The sequence below is a fragment of the Paenarthrobacter aurescens genome, assembly GCF_025421775.1.
Taxonomy (GTDB): domain Bacteria; phylum Actinomycetota; class Actinomycetes; order Actinomycetales; family Micrococcaceae; genus Arthrobacter; species Arthrobacter aurescens_B.
Map to the genome: position 1 here is coordinate 41,093 of NZ_JAOEFX010000005.1, position 16,581 is coordinate 57,673.

General features: G+C 63.4%; 12 protein-coding genes. 8 read left to right on the forward strand and 4 right to left on the reverse strand.

Annotated elements, in window-relative coordinates:
* Nucleotides 1–15 precede the first annotated feature (15 nt).
* The 5 genes from N7568_RS11985 to N7568_RS12005 all read left to right on the forward strand — a co-directional run bounded on the left by N7568_RS11985 (nucleotide 16) and on the right by N7568_RS12005 (nucleotide 5,689).
* Complete coding sequence (locus N7568_RS11985) at nucleotides 16–840, forward strand: uroporphyrinogen-III synthase (RefSeq protein ID WP_261610058.1); 825 nt, start codon at nucleotides 16–18, stop codon at nucleotides 838–840.
* Nucleotides 837–1,817, forward strand: a complete 981-nt coding sequence (gene hemB, locus N7568_RS11990) for a porphobilinogen synthase (protein WP_261610059.1) — start codon at nucleotides 837–839, stop codon at nucleotides 1,815–1,817. The genes N7568_RS11985 and hemB overlap by 4 nt, the downstream gene beginning before the upstream one ends.
* Nucleotides 1,817–2,932, forward strand: a complete 1,116-nt coding sequence (locus N7568_RS11995; RefSeq protein ID WP_261610060.1) for an LLM class flavin-dependent oxidoreductase — start codon at nucleotides 1,817–1,819, stop codon at nucleotides 2,930–2,932. Before hemB ends, N7568_RS11995 begins: the two co-directional genes overlap by 1 nt.
* A 42-nt stretch (nucleotides 2,933–2,974) precedes the next feature.
* On the forward strand, nucleotides 2,975–4,294 hold the full coding sequence (hemL, locus tag N7568_RS12000; RefSeq protein WP_261610061.1) for a glutamate-1-semialdehyde 2,1-aminomutase: 1,320 nt from the start codon (nucleotides 2,975–2,977) through the stop codon (nucleotides 4,292–4,294).
* Nucleotides 4,295–4,405: 111 nt separating this feature from the next.
* The gene (locus N7568_RS12005) at nucleotides 4,406–5,689 is read left to right on the forward strand and encodes a glycoside hydrolase family 3 N-terminal domain-containing protein (RefSeq protein ID WP_261610062.1); all 1,284 of its coding nucleotides are present in this window, start codon (nucleotides 4,406–4,408) and stop codon (nucleotides 5,687–5,689) included.
* Nucleotides 5,690–5,753: 64 nt separating this feature from the next.
* Here the strand turns inward: N7568_RS12005 and N7568_RS12010 are convergent, their stop codons facing one another.
* The 4 genes from N7568_RS12010 to N7568_RS12025 form a co-directional block, all read right to left on the reverse strand.
* A complete protein-coding gene (locus tag N7568_RS12010; RefSeq protein ID WP_261610063.1) occupies nucleotides 5,754–6,491 on the reverse strand; it encodes an amino acid ABC transporter ATP-binding protein in 738 nt (245 codons plus the stop codon).
* Entirely contained in the window at nucleotides 6,488–7,252 is a 765-nt protein-coding gene (locus tag N7568_RS12015; protein ID WP_105690693.1) for an amino acid ABC transporter permease, read from the reverse strand. Before N7568_RS12015 ends, N7568_RS12010 begins: the two co-directional genes overlap by 4 nt.
* A 12-nt stretch (nucleotides 7,253–7,264) precedes the next feature.
* Nucleotides 7,265–8,215: an ABC transporter substrate-binding protein gene (locus N7568_RS12020; protein ID WP_105690692.1), complete on the reverse strand. Its 951-nt coding sequence runs from the start codon at nucleotides 8,213–8,215 to the stop codon at nucleotides 7,265–7,267.
* 327 nt (nucleotides 8,216–8,542) lie between these two features.
* Nucleotides 8,543–9,253: a 3'-5' exonuclease gene (locus tag N7568_RS12025; protein ID WP_261610064.1), complete on the reverse strand. Its 711-nt coding sequence runs from the start codon at nucleotides 9,251–9,253 to the stop codon at nucleotides 8,543–8,545.
* A 66-nt stretch (nucleotides 9,254–9,319) separates the two neighbouring features.
* Here N7568_RS12025 and N7568_RS12030 point away from each other — a divergent pair, with 66 nt between their 5' ends.
* From N7568_RS12030 to N7568_RS12040, 3 genes are read left to right on the forward strand one after another with little or no spacing between them, the layout of a single operon-like run.
* Nucleotides 9,320–9,736: an MGMT family protein gene (locus N7568_RS12030; protein ID WP_261610065.1), complete on the forward strand. Its 417-nt coding sequence runs from the start codon at nucleotides 9,320–9,322 to the stop codon at nucleotides 9,734–9,736.
* Nucleotides 9,733–13,074: an ATP-dependent helicase gene (locus tag N7568_RS12035; protein WP_261610066.1), complete on the forward strand. Its 3,342-nt coding sequence runs from the start codon at nucleotides 9,733–9,735 to the stop codon at nucleotides 13,072–13,074. The genes N7568_RS12030 and N7568_RS12035 overlap by 4 nt, the downstream gene beginning before the upstream one ends.
* Nucleotides 13,071–16,580 (forward strand): ATP-dependent helicase, encoded by a 3,510-nt coding sequence (locus tag N7568_RS12040; RefSeq protein ID WP_261610067.1) that lies wholly within the window; start codon nucleotides 13,071–13,073, stop codon nucleotides 16,578–16,580. The genes N7568_RS12035 and N7568_RS12040 overlap by 4 nt, the downstream gene beginning before the upstream one ends.
* Nucleotide 16,581: the final 1 nt, after the last annotated feature.

Sequence of the window (16,581 nt, forward strand, 5' to 3'; positions counted from 1 at the left end):
GGTCGGCGCGTCCTGATGACCAGGAGCGCCGACCGTGCGCGCCCCTTGGCGGCGCTCCTGAGCAGCTTGGGGGCGGAGCCGCTGGTGCTTCCGCTCATCGACTTTGAGCGGGCTGAGGATCAGGCGTCCCTCGACGTTGCCCTTGACCGTTTGGCCGCCGGCGGTTTCGATTGGCTGGTGATCAGCAGCATCACCACCGCGCGGGTCCTGATGGAAAAGGCCGCAGAGCGTGGGACCACACCAGCGCAATTGGTTCCGGACGGAACCCGGGTTGCCACGATTGGTCCGTCCTCACTGCGGATCCTGAAAGCCATTGGCTTGTCCGTCGTCCTCGCGCCCAAGGAACTTCAGTCCGCAGATGGACTCGTCGAGCTATGGGATGCAGCGCCCGCGCGGGTACTCCTGCCGCAAGCGGATATCGCTGCACCTGGGCTGCGGGAAGGCCTTGCCGCAAAAGGTGCACAAGTGACGTCGGTGGTCGCCTACCACACGGTCGATTACCCGGCCCGGATGGGACTGCGCCTGGAAGCGGAACTGCCTGCCGCCGTCGTAGTTTCCGGCCAGGACCTGCAGCCAATGAGCAGCCCGGAAGAAGTGCGGGTGGCTCTCGACGCCGGCACCCTGGACGCCGTTGTGGCTGCTTCGCCCAGCGCTGCTCGCCGCATCGCCGAAACCCTGCTGCCCTTGGGCAGGTGCCGCTTGATTGCCATCGGGCGTCCGACGGCGGCAGAGGCCGGACGCCTCGGCCTCGCCGTGGCCGCAACAGCCAAAGAACCAACCCCGGACGGCATCGTGGCCGCCTTGGAATCTGTTTTCGCCAACGAAGGGAACCCGCAATGAGCTTTCCGAACCATCGTCCCCGCCGCCTGCGCACCACTCCCGCCATGCGCAGGCTCACCGCAGAGAACCGCCTGGCACCTGCGGACCTTATTCTCCCGGCGTTCATTCGGGAAGGCCTCAGCGAGCCGAGTCCTATCAGCTCCATGCCCGGTGTCGTCCAGCACACCACGGACTCCCTGAAGCGTGCAGCCGCGGAAGCCGTCGGGTTGGGGGTAGGGGGCATCATGCTTTTCGGAGTTCCCGCCGTCCGGGACGCAAAAGGCACCGCTTCGCTTGACCCCGAAGGTGTCCTGAACAAGGCCATCCGCGACGTCAAGGCAGAGGTGGGAGACGACCTGGTGATCATGGGCGATGTCTGCCTGGACGAATTCACCGACCACGGCCACTGTGGCGTCCTTGATGCCGAGGGCTACGTGGACAATGACGCCACGCTGGAGATCTACGGCCAAATGGCTGTTGCCCAGGCCGAGGCCGGCGCCCATGTGTTGGGGCCGTCGGGCATGATGGACGGTCAGATAGCGGTCATCCGCCAGGCTTTGGAGGAATCCGGACACAAGAACACGGCAGTACTCGCCTACGCCGCCAAGTATGCCTCGGCGTTCTACGGCCCGTTCCGTGAGGCCGTTGATTCCCAGCTCAAAGGGGACCGCCGGACCTATCAGATGGACGCGGCCAACCGACGTGAGGCCATCCTGGAAGTTGAACTGGACCTTGAAGAAGGCGCCGACATGGTGATGGTCAAGCCCGCCATGAGCTACTTGGACATCCTGGCCGACGTCGCAGCAATGAGCCCGGTACCCGTTTCGGCCTACCAAATATCCGGCGAGTACGCCATGATCGAAGCGGCCGCAGCCAACGGTTGGATCGACAGGCGCGGCGCCATTACCGAATCCGTGCTCGGGATCAAGCGTGCCGGAGCCGATACCGTCCTGACCTACTGGGCCTCCGAACTGGCAGGTTGGCTGAAGGAGTCCTGATGTCCTCTGTCCCCTCAGAATCCACAATCCCCTCCGACCCCACAGTCCCCTCAGACCCCACCGCGCCGGTGGCGGCCGACCGGATCCTGCTCGGCCTGAACACCTTCGGCGACGCCGGAGTGGATGCCGACGGAAGCCCCAAGGAGCACGCGCGGGTCCTGCGCGAGCTGCTGGAAGAAGCAAAGCTGGCTGACGCCGTCGGTGTCCATGCGTTCGGTGTTGGTGAACACCACCGCCGGGACTTCGCGGTGTCTGCACCCGAGGTGTTCCTTGCAGCAGCAGCCGCGGTAACCTCACGGATACGGTTGGGCTCGGCCGTAACCGTGCTCAGCTCGGATGATCCGATCCGTGTCTTCCAGCGGTTTGCCACCGTGGATGCACTGTCCAACGGCAGGGCTGAAGTGATGCTCGGCAGGGGCTCTTTCGTCGAGTCCTTCCCGTTGTTCGGGCTGGACCTTGCGGACTACGACGTCTTGTTTGAGGAGAAACTGGAGCTCTTCGACAAGGTGCGCGCGCAGAAACCGGTTCATTGGGAGGGCCGCACGAGGCCCAACGTCAACGGACTCCAGGTGTACCCGAAGTTGCAGCACCACTTGCTGCCTGCCTGGATTGGGGTTGGCGGAACTCCCGAGTCGGTACTGCGGTGCGCGGAGTATGGCTACCCAATCATCTTTGCCATCATTGGGGGAGAGCCCCGCCGGTTCGCCCCTCTCGTGAACCTGTACCGGGAAGCGATGGCCAAATACGGACATCCGATGCGCCAGATCGCCACCCACTCACCGGGTTTCATTGCTGATACGGACGAAGCTGCGCGTGAGGGACTCTTTCCGCACTGGCTTGAGCAGCGCAACAGGATTGGTGCCGAGCGCGGATGGGGCCCGGGGAACCGTGGCGAGTTCGATGCCATGTGCGGCCCGGAAGGTGCGCTCTACGTGGGCTCGCCGGAGACTGTGGCGCAAAAGATCGCCCTGCTTAAGCGCAATCTCGGCGTGGACCGTTTCGACCTCAAATACAGCAACGGGACGCTGCCGCACGAATCCATGATGCGCTGCATCGAGCTCTACGGCACCGTGGTTGCTCCGAGGGTTGCCGAGCTGCTGGCCGAAGCATCCTAGTTGCGGCTTTGCCGCACCTGAATCACTGAAAGAATAGGAAACATGACTTCAAACACCCCTGTGTCCGACCAGCTCTTCGACCGCGCCAGGTCCCTTATGCCCGGCGGCGTGAACTCCCCGGTCCGCGCCTTCGGATCCGTGGGTGGCAACCCGAAGTTCATGGTCTCGGCCAAGGGGGCCTACCTCACGGACGCCGACGGCAAGGAATACGTGGACCTCGTGTGCTCCTGGGGACCGGCGCTGCTGGGCCACGCACACCCTGCTGTGCTCGATGCCGTACACGCAGCTGTGGACCGGGGCCTTTCCTTCGGTGCTTCCACTCCGGATGAAGCGAATCTTGCCGAGATCGTCAAGGAACGGGTTTCCGCCGTGGAACGCCTGCGGATGGTGTCGACCGGCACCGAAGCGACCATGACTGCGGTACGCCTGGCCCGTGGCTTTACGGGCCGCAACCTGATCATCAAGTTCGCGGGTTGCTACCACGGCCACCTGGATGGATTGCTGGCGGCTGCAGGTTCCGGTGTAGCCACGTTGGCGCTGCCCGGCTCGGCCGGCGTCACTGCGGCGACTGCTGCTGAGACACTGGTACTGCCGTACAACGATCTCGCTGCCGTCGAGGCTGCCTTTGCCACGCACGGCAACGACATCGCGGCCGTGATCACGGAAGCAGCTCCAGCCAACATGGGCGTCGTCACGCCGGGGGAGGGCTTCAACGCTGGGCTGTCCCGCATTACCAAGGAATACGGTGCCCTCCTCATCGTGGACGAAGTCCTCACCGGATTCCGCACCGGGTACTCCGGCTACTGGGGGCTGACGGGGCGCCAGGAAGGCTGGTCACCGGACCTGCTCACCTTCGGCAAGGTCATCGGCGGCGGAATGCCGACGGCGGCACTCGGCGGCCGCGCCGACGTCATGGACTACCTTGCTCCCGTCGGCCCGGTCTACCAGGCAGGCACGCTGTCCGGAAACCCCGTGGCCATGGCCGCCGGCGTAGCAACGCTGACGCATGCCACCCCCGAGGTATATGCCTATGTGGATGCGCGTTCCCTGGAGCTCTCGGCCGCGCTGTCCTCTGCCCTTGATGCTGCCGGCGTGGACCACTCCATCCAGCGCGCGGGAAACCTGTTTTCGGTTGCCTTCGGTACGTCGGCCCACGGGGTGCACAATTACGACGACGCCCAGGGCCAGGAAAGCTTCCGCTACGCACCGTTCTTCCACTCGATGCTGGATTCCGGTGTATACCTGCCTCCGTCCGTCTTCGAAGCCTGGTTCTTGTCAGCTGCACATGACGATGCAGCGATGAACCGAATCATCGAGGCCCTCCCGGCAGCAGCCGAGGCGGCAGCAGCCGCCTCAGCGTAGTCGTCCAAATGCCCCGGGCGGCTGCGTGAAGCATCTGCCCGGGGCATTGTCGTGTCCGCACGGGGTAGGCTCGTAGATGGAAACCCAACCCCAACGAATTTACGGTTTACCATGCGCAAGACCCAGACAATTGCATCCCTCGGTATGAGCATTGCGGCGGCTGGAGCTTTGGTCGCCATGGCGTCAGGTTGCTCAACCGGCAACGGAACCAGCGGTCCGACGTCCGCGGAGGGGCCGCCGTCGGCCTCTTCCTCGCCGCCAGGTAGTCCGGCTCCCACCACGTCGGCAGCAGCGCCAACCACACAACCCGCGTCTCCTTCCACGCCGTCTGCGGCCCCTGCACCGGCATCAAGCGCCCCGTCGGTGGCAGAGCAGCAACTCGCGGCCCTGAGCCTCGAACAACGCGTCGGGCAGCTGTTCATGGTGGCATCCAAGGCCACCGGCGCCGAGCCCGGAACCATGGAAGCGCTGAAGACGTATCACGCGGGCAACGTGTACCTGAGCGGACGCAGTAAAGCGGGCGCAGCTGCTACCGCTGCCGTTGTGTCGTCGTTGACAGCAACGGTGTCCCCAGCCACCACCGGCGGTGTGCCCCTTTTTGTGGCCACGGACCAAGAGGGCGGATATGTCCAGGTCCTCTCGGGCCCCGGTTTCTCTGCGATTCCAACAGCCTTGGTACAGGCAGGGGCCGGTCCCGCGAAGCTCCGGACGGATGCTGCAACGTGGGGAAGGGAATTGCGTAGTGCCGGGGTCAACGTCAATCTCGCGCCGGTACTGGACACGGTCACAAGCCCGGAGTTTGCGCCGTCCAACGCCCCGATCGGCCATTTTCAGCGTGAGTACGGCTACGCGCCCGGAACGGTGTCGACGCTGGGCAACGCCTTTGCCGATGGCATGAAGGACGCTGGCGTCGCCCCGGTGGTAAAGCACTTCCCGGGCTTGGGCCGGGTGGTTCCCAACACAGATGTCACCAGCGATGTCCGGGATGCCGCCACCACGCGCACCGATGCTGCGTTGGAACCATTCCACGACGCCATCAAGTCGGGCACCCAATGGGTCATGGTCTCAAATGCCTACTACGACAAGATCGATCCCGCGAATATTGCGCCGTTCTCCCCGACGGTGATGGACTCCATGCTGCGCGCCGATGCGGGATTCACAGGGATTGTCCTCTCGGACGACCTGTGCAGTGCCGCGCAGCTGGAGGCCTGGTCCGATGCAGACCGCGCCCTGAAGTTCTTTGGTGCAGGCGGCACCATGCTGGTGTGCGCAGATCCTGCAAGCCTTCCCGCAATGCACCAGGCTGTCATGAAGAAGGCCCAAACGGATCCTGCGTTCCGTGCAAAGGTGGATGCTGCCGCCCTCACGGTGCTGCGCGTCAAAGCCGGGCAATGATGACAGCAAAGAACCCCGCCTTCGCATGGAAGGCGGGGTTCCCCGTAACTGGTGCTTGTCCCGGTTAGAGGACGTCCGAGAGGAAGCCTTGAAGACGTTCCGTCTGCGGGTTGGTGAACAGCTGCTCCGGGGGACCGGATTCAACAACTACGCCGGCGTCCATGAAGGTCACTACGTCTGAGACGTTACGGGAGAAGCCCATCTCGTGGGTTACCACCACCATGGTCATGCCGCCCTTGGCCAGGTCCGTCATCAGGGCGAGGACGCCCTTGACGAGTTCCGGGTCCAGCGCGGAGGTGGCTTCGTCGAAGAACATCACCTCGGGCTTCATGGCCAGCGCACGGGCAATGGCCACACGCTGCTGCTGTCCGCCGGAAAGGTTGGCAGGACGCGAGTCAGCCTTGTGCTTCAGACCGACCAGGTCCAGTTGGGCCAGGGCTTCGTCGCGCGCCTGCTCCTTGGACATGCCACGGAGTTTTCGCAGTGCCAGCGAGATGTTCTCTGCCACCGTCTTGTGCGGGAACAGGTTGAACTGCTGGAAGACCATGCCGATCCGGCGGCGGAGCTCGTCGGGATTGTCCTTAAGTACCGAACGCCCGTCCAGCAGGATGTCACCCTGGTCCGGTTCGATGAGCCGGTTCATCACGCGGAGCAGCGTTGACTTGCCCGAGCCGGACGGACCGATCACGGAGGCCGTGGTGCCCTTCTCGACGTGCAGGTCGATGCCCCGCAACACGTGGTTGCTGCCGAAGGACAAATGGATGTTCTTGGCCGTCAGTGTGCCTGATGCAAATTCGCTCATGCCTGGGCTCCCTTTCCTACGACGGCTGCTGCCTCGTCCGGTTCCTTCTTCTCCGGCCGGCCGGAGCGCATGCGGGCATCAATCCAGTTCACAAAGTGCGTGAGCGGGATGGTCAGCGCCAGATAGAAGATGGCAGCAGCCACGTACGGGGACAGGTTGCCGCTGTTGGCTGCAGCGTCCTTGCCAATCTGGAAGATTTCACGTTCTGTGGCCAGCAGGCCAAGCATGAACACCAATGAGGATTCCTTGATCAGCGCGATGAACTGGTTCACCAAGGCGGGAAGAACCCGCCGGATGCCCTGGGGCACCACCACGAGGCGCATGGACGAGCCGTAGCTGAACCCGAGGGCACGGGTCGCTTCCAGCTGGCCCTTATCTACGCTCTGGATGCCTGAACGGAAAATCTCGCCAATGTACGCGCCTGACATCAAGGACAGGGCCGCGATGGCCATGGGGTACGGGCTCGTGGAGCCCGTCAGCTCGCGAATGATGGGGCCGAAACCGAAGCCGATCACCAAGATGGTCAGCACAGGTGGAAGCCCGCGGAGAATGTCAGTGTAAATGCGGGCTACCCACCGGGCCGCTGCGTTCCGGGAAATCCCCATCAGGGCGAGCAGCATCCCAAGTGCAGTCCCAATGATGCCCGAGACGACAGCCAGAACAATGGTATTGGGCAGGCCGACGGCGAACATTTTGGGGAGAACTTCGCCTATCGCCTCCCAGTCAAAGAAGGACTCGGCTAGTTGATTGAGGATATCCATGGAACGCCTTGGTTACTTGGCGGGGAGCTGGACGGCCTTGCTGCCCGGCTTCCAGCCTTGGGGGGTCTGCTCGGCGGCAGTCGGACGGTCCTTGTACCACTCGGCCGTGAGCTTGGCCCAGGTGCCGTCAGCAATGACAGCGTCCAAGCCGGAGTTCAGGGCGTCGATCAGCGGCTGGTTGTCCTTGTTCACGGCATACGCGGTGAAGTTCTGGGTGTTGACAACCTTCTCGGCGATCTTGGTGTTGTCGCCTTCCTTGACCTGGCCTTCGGCCTGCTGGGAAGGAGCAACCCAAGCATCGATCTGGCCGTTCTTCACGTTGCCGTAGACCGTGTTGTAGTCAGGGAAACGGACGGGCTCGATCTTGAGCGTGTTCGTCATGTAGTCATCCTGAACGGTGCCCTGGACGACGCCGATGCGCAGGCCCTCCTTGACGTCGGCGAAGCCGGTGACCTTGGAGTCGTTCTTGGTCACGATTGCCATGTAGCCGAAGTCGTAGCCGTTGGTGAAACCGACCGTCTTGCGGCGGGCGTCGGTAGTGGAGATGGAGGAGGATCCGGCGTCGAACTGCTTGTTGCCCACCTGGGAGAGAAGGGCCGAGAAGTCGGTGGACGCAAACTCGACCTTGAGGCCCAGCTTGTCGCCGATGGCGCGCAGGAGCTCATTGTCGTAGCCAGTGAACTTACCGGAAGGATCGATGAAGATGTTCGGCGGAGCGTCTGAAAGGGTGCCCACCCGCAGGGTGCCCTCAGTGATCAGGCCCAGTTTGGTCTTGTCGATCTTGTCCAGGGGCGTCACCTCGGCGGTGGTGAACGTATCGAGCGATTTCTGGTCGCTGCCGGCCAGTGCATCGGTGGGCGAGCCGCTGGGCTCGGAGGTTCCTCCGCCGCAGGCTGCCAGGGAAATCACCAGGGCTGCGGCCACGGGGGCAACAGACAGCCATTTAGGGGCTTTGAATTTCATAAAGAAATCACTTTCATCGGGTCACGGAGACGCTTCACGGTGGGCGGGGAATGTGGCAACCGAAAAGGAGGTTGGCTGCCCTAGCAGACTTCAACCCGCCAAACTTAATTATGTCACCAGCCCACCAGCGCACGGAGAATCGAACAAATGGTTGCTTGCACTCAATTTTTCCGAATAAAGTCCCCGTAGCAGGCTCGAAGGACTGCGGACTATTCCGGCAGTGAGAGCAAGCGTGGAATCCGCGCGCTAAAGAACCACAGTTCGGGGTTCCCGAAATTCCTGTGACTTGCGTCGCAGAACGTAACCCATGGTGGTGCCTGTACCGGCTTAGAAACCGCCCCGGCTCGCATCCTCAGGAGGAAGAACCGGCCACTCGCCTTCGATCACGGCGGTGGGCTTGCTCCGACGCAAGTACTGCTGGAAGTCAGCAGCTTGGGATGCCGCCCAGTCTACTTGCAGCTCGTGGAGCGTGGAGGCCGGCATCTGCAGCTTGGGGAATTTGCCGGCCATGGCATCCAACACCCGGAGCGTGGCCAGAGCATCCGCGGCAGAGGTATGCGCGTTGCTCAGATCAACCCCGTACTCCTCGCACAGGGCGGTCAAGGTTCGCTTTCCCTTGCGGTAGCGGTCCACCTGCTTGTTCATCACGTAGGGGTCCAGCACGGGAAAGCGGCTCAATTGAGGAACGCCGTAGCGGGCGGACTCGGCCGCCAGGACTGTGAAATCGTAGCTGGCGTTGAAAGCAATGACAGGAGTGCCGTCGTCGAACAGCCCTTGAAGTACCCCGGCGACCTCCCGCGTGACTTCTGCTGCCGGGCGGCCTTCCGCACGCGCCTTCTCTGTGGATATTCCGTGCACTTCACTTGCTTCGAGCGGGATCTCTACACCGGGATCTGCCAGCCACTCGTGTTCTGCGATGAGCTCGCCGTGGGCATCCACAACGGTGATGGAAGCGGTGACGATCCGCGCTGACCGGGAGTTCTTCCCGGTGGTCTCGAGGTCGAATGCGGCACGGGAGAGGGTGTTCCAGGAGCTCATGTCTTCAAGCTACCGGCTGGGTCCGACACTCTTTGGGCACGACACTCCTGCCGTTACGCTGAACACATGCAGATGGAGTATGTGACGGCGGTCCTGGCCGTTGTAGACCTTGTTCCATCGGGCTCGGCGGTCTCCTATGGTGACGTCGCGGAGCTTCTGGGAGCCGGCGGGCCGCGGCAGGTCGGCGCAGTCATGAGCCACTACGGAAGCTCCGTGGCCTGGTGGCGCGTGCTCCGGGCCAGCGGGGAGGCGCCTCCCGGTCACGAAGTCGATGCTTTGCGGCACTACGTGGACGAATCCACTCCGCTGCATGGCGCTTATGAGGCCTTCCTGAAGACGGGTGAAGGCCGGTGGCGCGTCGATCTGACAAACGCCCGATGGGCGCCTACCGACACTGACTTCGATCAACTTGATGTGATCTCTGACCTGTTGGAGCGTCAACTCCATAAATTGTCAGTACCCGATGATGAAATGACTGTGTGACCGCGACTCCTGCCAAAACCCGCCAAGCATCAGCAGCCCTCCGTCTGCTCCCGCCGCGAGAGACCCACTACGCGGCACCCGTTCTGTCCCTGGACCAACATGCAGTTGTTTCCCTCCGGCAGGGGAGCGGCCCCGTCCTGGTGCCAGGAGGTCCGGGAACGGGCAAGTCAACGGTGCTCGTGGAATCCGCAGTGCGCCGCGTCCGCGAGGATGGGCTGGACCCGGAACAGATCCTCATTCTTGCCCCCGGGCGCCACGCCGCCGCGGCTTTGCGGGACACCTTCACGGGACGGCTGGACCGCAGCCTCAGTACGACGCCGGCACGCACCTGGGCGTCGTACGCCTTTGACGTTATCCGGCGGGCGAAGGCTGAAGGCATCCTGCCGTTGACGCGGCCACCGAAGCTTCTGTCGGGCCCTGAACAGGACCTCATCATCAAGGAACTGCTGGAAGGTCACTCCCGCCCGGAGTTCCATTTGCCTTGGCCGGAGGATCTCGCTGCAGCTCTGCCTACCCGCGGCTTCCGTCACGAGATCCGGCAGTTGTTTGACCGCATCATCGAATCGGGACGCACCGCAGAGGACTTGGTCGGGCTTGCCTACGAGTGCGGACGGCCTGATTGGATGGCGGCAGCCCAGCTGTACAGCGAGTACCGGGACGTCTTGGACCTCCGCATGCCAGAGGCCTTTGACCCGGCCGGAATCATCACTACGGCCCGTCAGATTTTCCAGGATTCGCCGGAGTTCCTGGCCGCTGAAAGGGAACGTCTCCAACTCATCCTTGTGGACGACGCCCAGGAATCGAATCCGGCGGTGTTCGAGCTCCTTGCCGACATCGGGGAAGGAAAGGACCTTGTGGTGACGTACTCTCCGGATACCGTCGTGCAGGGTTTCCGGGGCGCACGTCCGGACTTGGTCTCAGAGTTGCCAACACTTCTGCGCGGTCAGCAGCATGCTGTTCTCGAACGTCCGTTGTCCGTGACCCACAGGCACACGCCGGAAGTGGCTGAGGCCTGGTCCCGGGTCGCGGCGCGCATCTCGCAGCGTTCCGGTGGTCAGTTGGCCAGGCAGTTGGAACAGCCGGACCGTCCGCAAGCCCCACATCCGGCTCCCCGGGATGGTCGCGTAGAGGGGCATGTGCTGCCGTCCGCCGTCCACGAGCTCCGGTACGTCGCGCAGCGGATCCTCGAAGCACAGCTGCGGGAATCCCGGGAGTTTAGTGACATCGCGGTGATCGTTCGGAACGGCGGGCAGATTTCCCAGTTGCAGCGGTACCTAAGCGGCCAGGGGATCCCAGTGCGTGTTCCCGTAGCGGACTCAGCTGTCCGGGACGAAGTCGCCGTCCGTCCACTGCTGGAGGCCTTTGCCATTGTTCTGGACCCGTCAAAGCTCACACCGGAAACCGCAGTGTCCCTTCTGACATCGCGCATCGGAGGTGCCACTGCCATCGAGTTGCGAAGGCTGCGGCAATCCTTGCGCCGCGAGGAACTCTTGGGAGGTGGCGGCCGCTCCAGCGACGCCCTGTTGGTCGAGGCCCTCCTCCAGCCGGGGGCGCTGGCCTCGCTGGGAATTGAGGGTAGTTCTGCCCGCAGGCTCGCCCGCATGATTGCTGCCGGTACCGCTGCCGCCGCTGAGCCAGGCGCCAATGCGGAATCTGTTCTGTGGGCTTTGTGGCACGCAACCGGGCTCTCTTCGCGGTGGGCAGAGATGGCGCTTGAAGGCGGCAATGCCGGGGCACGCGCCGATCGGGACCTTGACGCCATGATGGCGCTGTTCCATACGGCCGAGCGCTTCGTTGACCAACTGCCCGGTTCCGGTCCTGAGCAGTTCCTGGACTACCTGTTGAACCAGGAACTGCCCATGGACACCCTCGCCGCACGGGCGCAGCTTGAGGCGTGCGTAGAGATCATGACCCCTGCAAGCGCAGCAGGTCGTGAATGGCCAGTGGTGATCGTTGCCGGTCTCCAGGAAGGTGTCTGGCCCAATACCCGTCTACGCGGTGAACTGCTGGGCAGCACGGTGTATGCCGACGCTGTGGAGCACGGTGTGGACTACGCCCTTCGTCGTGGACCTTTGAGCAGGCTGCGTGATACCCGTTATGACGAACTCAGGAGCTTTTCTACGGCAGTATCACGTGCCCGCGAGGTTCTGATCTGCACGGCCGTGTCTTCTGAGGATGAGCAACCTTCGGCTTTCCTGGATTACGTCGCTCCGATGGGTTCCGGCCAGTACAAGCGTGACTACACTCCCGTGGACCGTCCGATGACTCTTAGAGCCCTCGTTGCGGAGCTAAGGCAGCACGCGCAGTCCGATGATTCCGGTGCCGCCGTCATCGGCGCCGGGCATGAGGCGGCACGGATACTGGCCCGGCTTGCCAGCACGGAGCCTCCTGTTCCCGGCGCCCACCCGGACACATGGTGGGGACTGGCGCCGCTGAGTTCCCTGGAGCCGGTAGTTCCCCCCGGGGGTACCGTCTCTGTCTCCCCCTCCAAAGTGGAAGCTGTCCATAAGTCCCCGCTGGACTGGTTCGTCCAGGCCGCTGGAGGCGAAGCTGCCACTGACTTCGCGCGAAGCCTCGGCACGTTGGTCCACAGCATTGCCCAGGAATTGCCCGACGCTTCAGGAGCCGAGTATGTTGCTGAACTCGTGCGCCGATGGCCTGCCCTGGGGATGAAAGACAACTGGGAAGGAAAACTTGACTTCCAGCGCGCGGAACAGATGGTCCGCAAATTGGCCCAGTACGTCCTCATCATGCGCAGCGAAGGAAGAAGCCTCCTGGCGGTAGAGCACGACTTCGAGGTCCAGCTTCCTGATGTGAGTGTGGAGGGGGCCCGCCCGGATGACCAGGAAGGGGACTCCACCCGTCACGCGGTGCTCCGTGGTCAGGTGGACCGCCTTGAGATCGATCCGGAGGGCAGGCTCGTCATCGTCGACCTCAAGACGGGCAAGCGTCAACCCGGCAAGGCCGAAGTGGCAAGGCACCCACAGTTGGGTGCCTACCAGGCGGCAATCCTTAGGGGCGCCTTCCATGACGCCGGAACCGGCGAAGAATCGCCCGACGCCGGGCCCCTCGCCGGGGCCGGGAATGGCCCCGTCCCCGGTGGCGCCGTGTTGGCCCAACTTGGTACCAAGACGAAGAGCCCAGCGGTGCAGCAGCAGGATCCGCTGGACCCCTCGGACAACTGGGCGGAAGGCCTGGTCAACGAGGCTGCTGCCCTGATGGCCGGGGCAACGTTCGAAGCACGGCACGATCCCAGCAAGGGCGGGCATGGCGGCCATGGATGCCGCCTGCCTGACATTTGCCCGTTGTGCGCAAGAGGAAAGCAGGTCACCGAATGACAACCGAGCTCCTGGACGGCCTGGCCCCCGATGCTTCCAGTTCCTACAGCAGCGCGGACGTGCCCAAGCCCCGGTTCTCGCCTTCTGAACTGGCTGACATCCTTGGCGAGAAGAACCACCCCACAACTGAACAGTCGGACATCATTGCCTCGTCACTTTCACCGCGCTTGGTGATCGCCGGGGCCGGTTCCGGGAAGACAGCCACCATGGCTGACCGGGTGGTTTGGCTTGTGGCAAATGGCTGGGTGCGCCCGGAGGAGGTACTTGGTGTTACCTTCACACGCAAGGCTGCAGGGGAACTGGCAAGCCGGATCCGGAGCAAGCTGGCCACGCTCCAGCGGATAGCTGCAGAGGACGATGGCAGCATAGGGTTCCCTGAGGGACTCCTCGGTGCGGACGACCTGGAACCCAAGGTGTCCACCTACCATTCCTATGCAAGCGGCATCGTGTCGGACTACGGCCTGCGTCTGGGCATCGAGCGTGACGTCGTCTTGCTGGGCGGGGCACAATCCTGGCAGCTGGCCAGCGAAGTGGTTGAGGCCTACGACGGCGACTACGAGCACTTCACGGCGGCCAAGTCCACACTGGTCAATGCCGTCATCCAGTTGGCGGGGGAGTGCGCCGAACACCTTCAGGATCCCGCCGCAGTGAGGGACTGGGTCCTGGAAAGGGTGGAGACTTTCGAGCAGCTACCCTACGTGGCCGGTGCGAAGAAGAATCCGGCCCAGGCAGCGGGAGACCTGGCGGCCATGCTCCGCACCCGCGCCAGCGTGGCGGATATGGTGGTGCGATACCAGGACGCGAAGCGGCAACGTGGAGTTCTTGATTTCGGCGACCTCGTGGCACTCGCGGCCAAGATAGCGAGCGATATTCCCCTCGCAGCGTCCACGGAGCGGGCTCGTTACAAAGTGGTGCTCCTGGACGAGTTCCAGGACACTTCCCATGCCCAACTCGTTCTCTTCTCGCGTCTTTTCGGCCACGGTCACGCCGTCACCGCCGTAGGCGACCCCAACCAGTCGATTTACGGATTCCGGGGCGCTTCGGCCGGACAGCTCTTCCATTTCGTGCAGGAGTTCCCCGTCAGGCATCTGGATGCCCCGGCTGGCTCTGAAGTCTATTCCGTGGCTCCCACCTCGTACCTGACCACTGCCTGGCGTAATGGCAGGCACATCCTCCAAGCAGCCAACACCATCGCTTCGCCCTTGAACAAGGCAGCAGCATCGGATGGCCCGGCAGGGGAGAGGGAGATGGCCAGCAGCGTCTCGGTTCCAGCTTTGGTTCCGAGCCCGGCTGCGGTGGACGGGAGCGTGGTGATTGGCCGTTTTGGTACGGATGAGGATGAAGCTGCCGTCATAGCCCGCGATGTCAGGCGCTATCAGCGGACTGTCTTCGAGGAAGAAAAGGACGGGACGCCCGTCAAGCCAACCATGGCTGTCCTATGCCGCAGGCGCGCCCAGATGGAGTGCATCCGCAGGGAGTTTGAACTGCAGGGAATCGCCTACGAGATCGTGGGACTTGGCGGCTTGCTGGACACGCCGGAAATCGTTGATCTGGTGGCTACTCTGCGTGTCCTCGCCGATCCCGGGCGTTCCGATGCGCTGATGCGGCTGCTGGCTGGAGCCCGTTGGCGAATTGGTCCGGCCGACTTGATGGCCTTCAGCGACTGGTCCCGTTTCCTGGCGCGTCGGCGGTCATCTCCGGACGCCCACTCCGAAACCACAGATGAGAACGAGGAACCGACTGCGGTAGTTGTTGAAAGCGACATCACCGATGCCGCAAGCCTGGTGGAGGCCCTTGACTTCCTCCCGAAGCCGGGGTGGACCTCCGGGCACGGGAGGAGCCTCAGTCCTGCTGCCTTGGATCGACTCGGCAGCCTCGCCTCGGAACTTCGTTCCCTCAGGAGCTACATCGGAGACGACCTCACCACGCTTCTCGGCGAGGTGGAGCGTGCCATGCTCTTGGACATCGAAGTGGCCGCCAAGCCGGGAATCAGCATTCATCAGGCGCGCCGCAACCTGGACGCGTTCCAGGACGCCGCAGCCGGGTTCCTGCAGACGTCCCAGCGCATCGATCTGTTGGCCTTTCTGTCGTGGCTGGAGGCCGCGGCTTCCGAAGAAGGCGGCTTGGACGTCGCCCCGGTGGAGACGAACAGGGAGGCAGTGCAATTGCTGACGGTTCACGCCTCCAAGGGCTTGGAATGGGATGTTGTCTTTGTCCCGGGCCTCAACGCAGGCTCGTTCCCCAGCAGCAGGGATTCGCGATGGAGCAGTGGCGCTGCGGCCTTGCCATGGCCCTTGAGGGGTGACCGCGCCGATCTTCCCCAGTGGGACCTGGACCAGCCAGACCAAAAGGGATGGCTGGACGCGGAAAAGTACTTCAAGTCCGAGGTCCAGCATCACGGCGAGGCCGAGGAACGGAGACTCGCCTATGTTGCCTATACCCGGGCGAAGTTCGTCTTGTGGGCGTCCAGCGCTGCGTGGAACGGCTCCCGCGCGGGAATGGCCGGCATGTCAGCTTTTCTCTCCGAGTTGGCTCCGCTTGCGGGACGTGCAGAAGAGGACAGCGGTAGCTCCCTTACAGCTGGTAGCGCGGTGATCCATCCGGAATCCGTTGCCGAGGAAGGCCTCCCTGAAGAAAGTCCGCTAACTGCAACGCTTGAGGTTGCCGGGTTCCCGTATGACCCTCTGGAAGGTCCGTCCGATCCCCGGACGGGAGCCCGCCTCCGACTGGTTCCGGGCCGGCGCCTTGCCATGGACCAGGCGGCCGCGATGGTCCGCCACTACATGGACGGGTCCGGCTGGGAAGCACCCTCTGCCGAGCTGGGTGGTGCGGCCGGGAAATGGTCAGAGGAGGCTGAACTCCTGCTGGATCGCCAACGGCAGCGTAAGACGGTTCAGGATGTTCACCTGCCCAGCCACATTTCGGCTTCATTGTTCGTTGACCTTGGTGCGGACCCGGCGGCCGTCCTGTCCCAGCTCCGGAGGCCTGTTCCCCGTGAACCGGGCATCTCTGCCCGTAAGGGCACGGCTTTCCATGCTTGGGTTGAGGAGTACTTCGGGACAACAGGCATGCTCGACCTCGATGAGGCGCCGGGCTCGGACTCCCACATCGACGAGGCTTACGGTTTGGATGACATGGTGGCGGCGTTCAAGCAGTCCGAATGGGCCCAGCGCGCGCCGGCGTTCGTCGAAGTTCCCGTGGAGACTCGGATTGGGGACGTCGTTGTCCGTGGACGGATCGACGCAGTGTTCCGTGACGCCGACGGCCGCTGGCAGCTCATCGACTGGAAAACCGGACGACGCCCGGCAGGTCAACAGCTGGCGACCAGGGCGGTGCAGCTGGCCGTGTACCGGCTGGCTTGGGCTCGGCTTAAGGACGTGCCCCTTGCAGAGGTCAGCGCAGCGTTTTATTACGTAGCGGAAGACTCAGTGGTGCGTCCGCACGATTTGGGCAGTGCCGAGGAACTCGAACAGATCGTTGTGAGGGCTCTGGAGAGCCGCGGCTAGA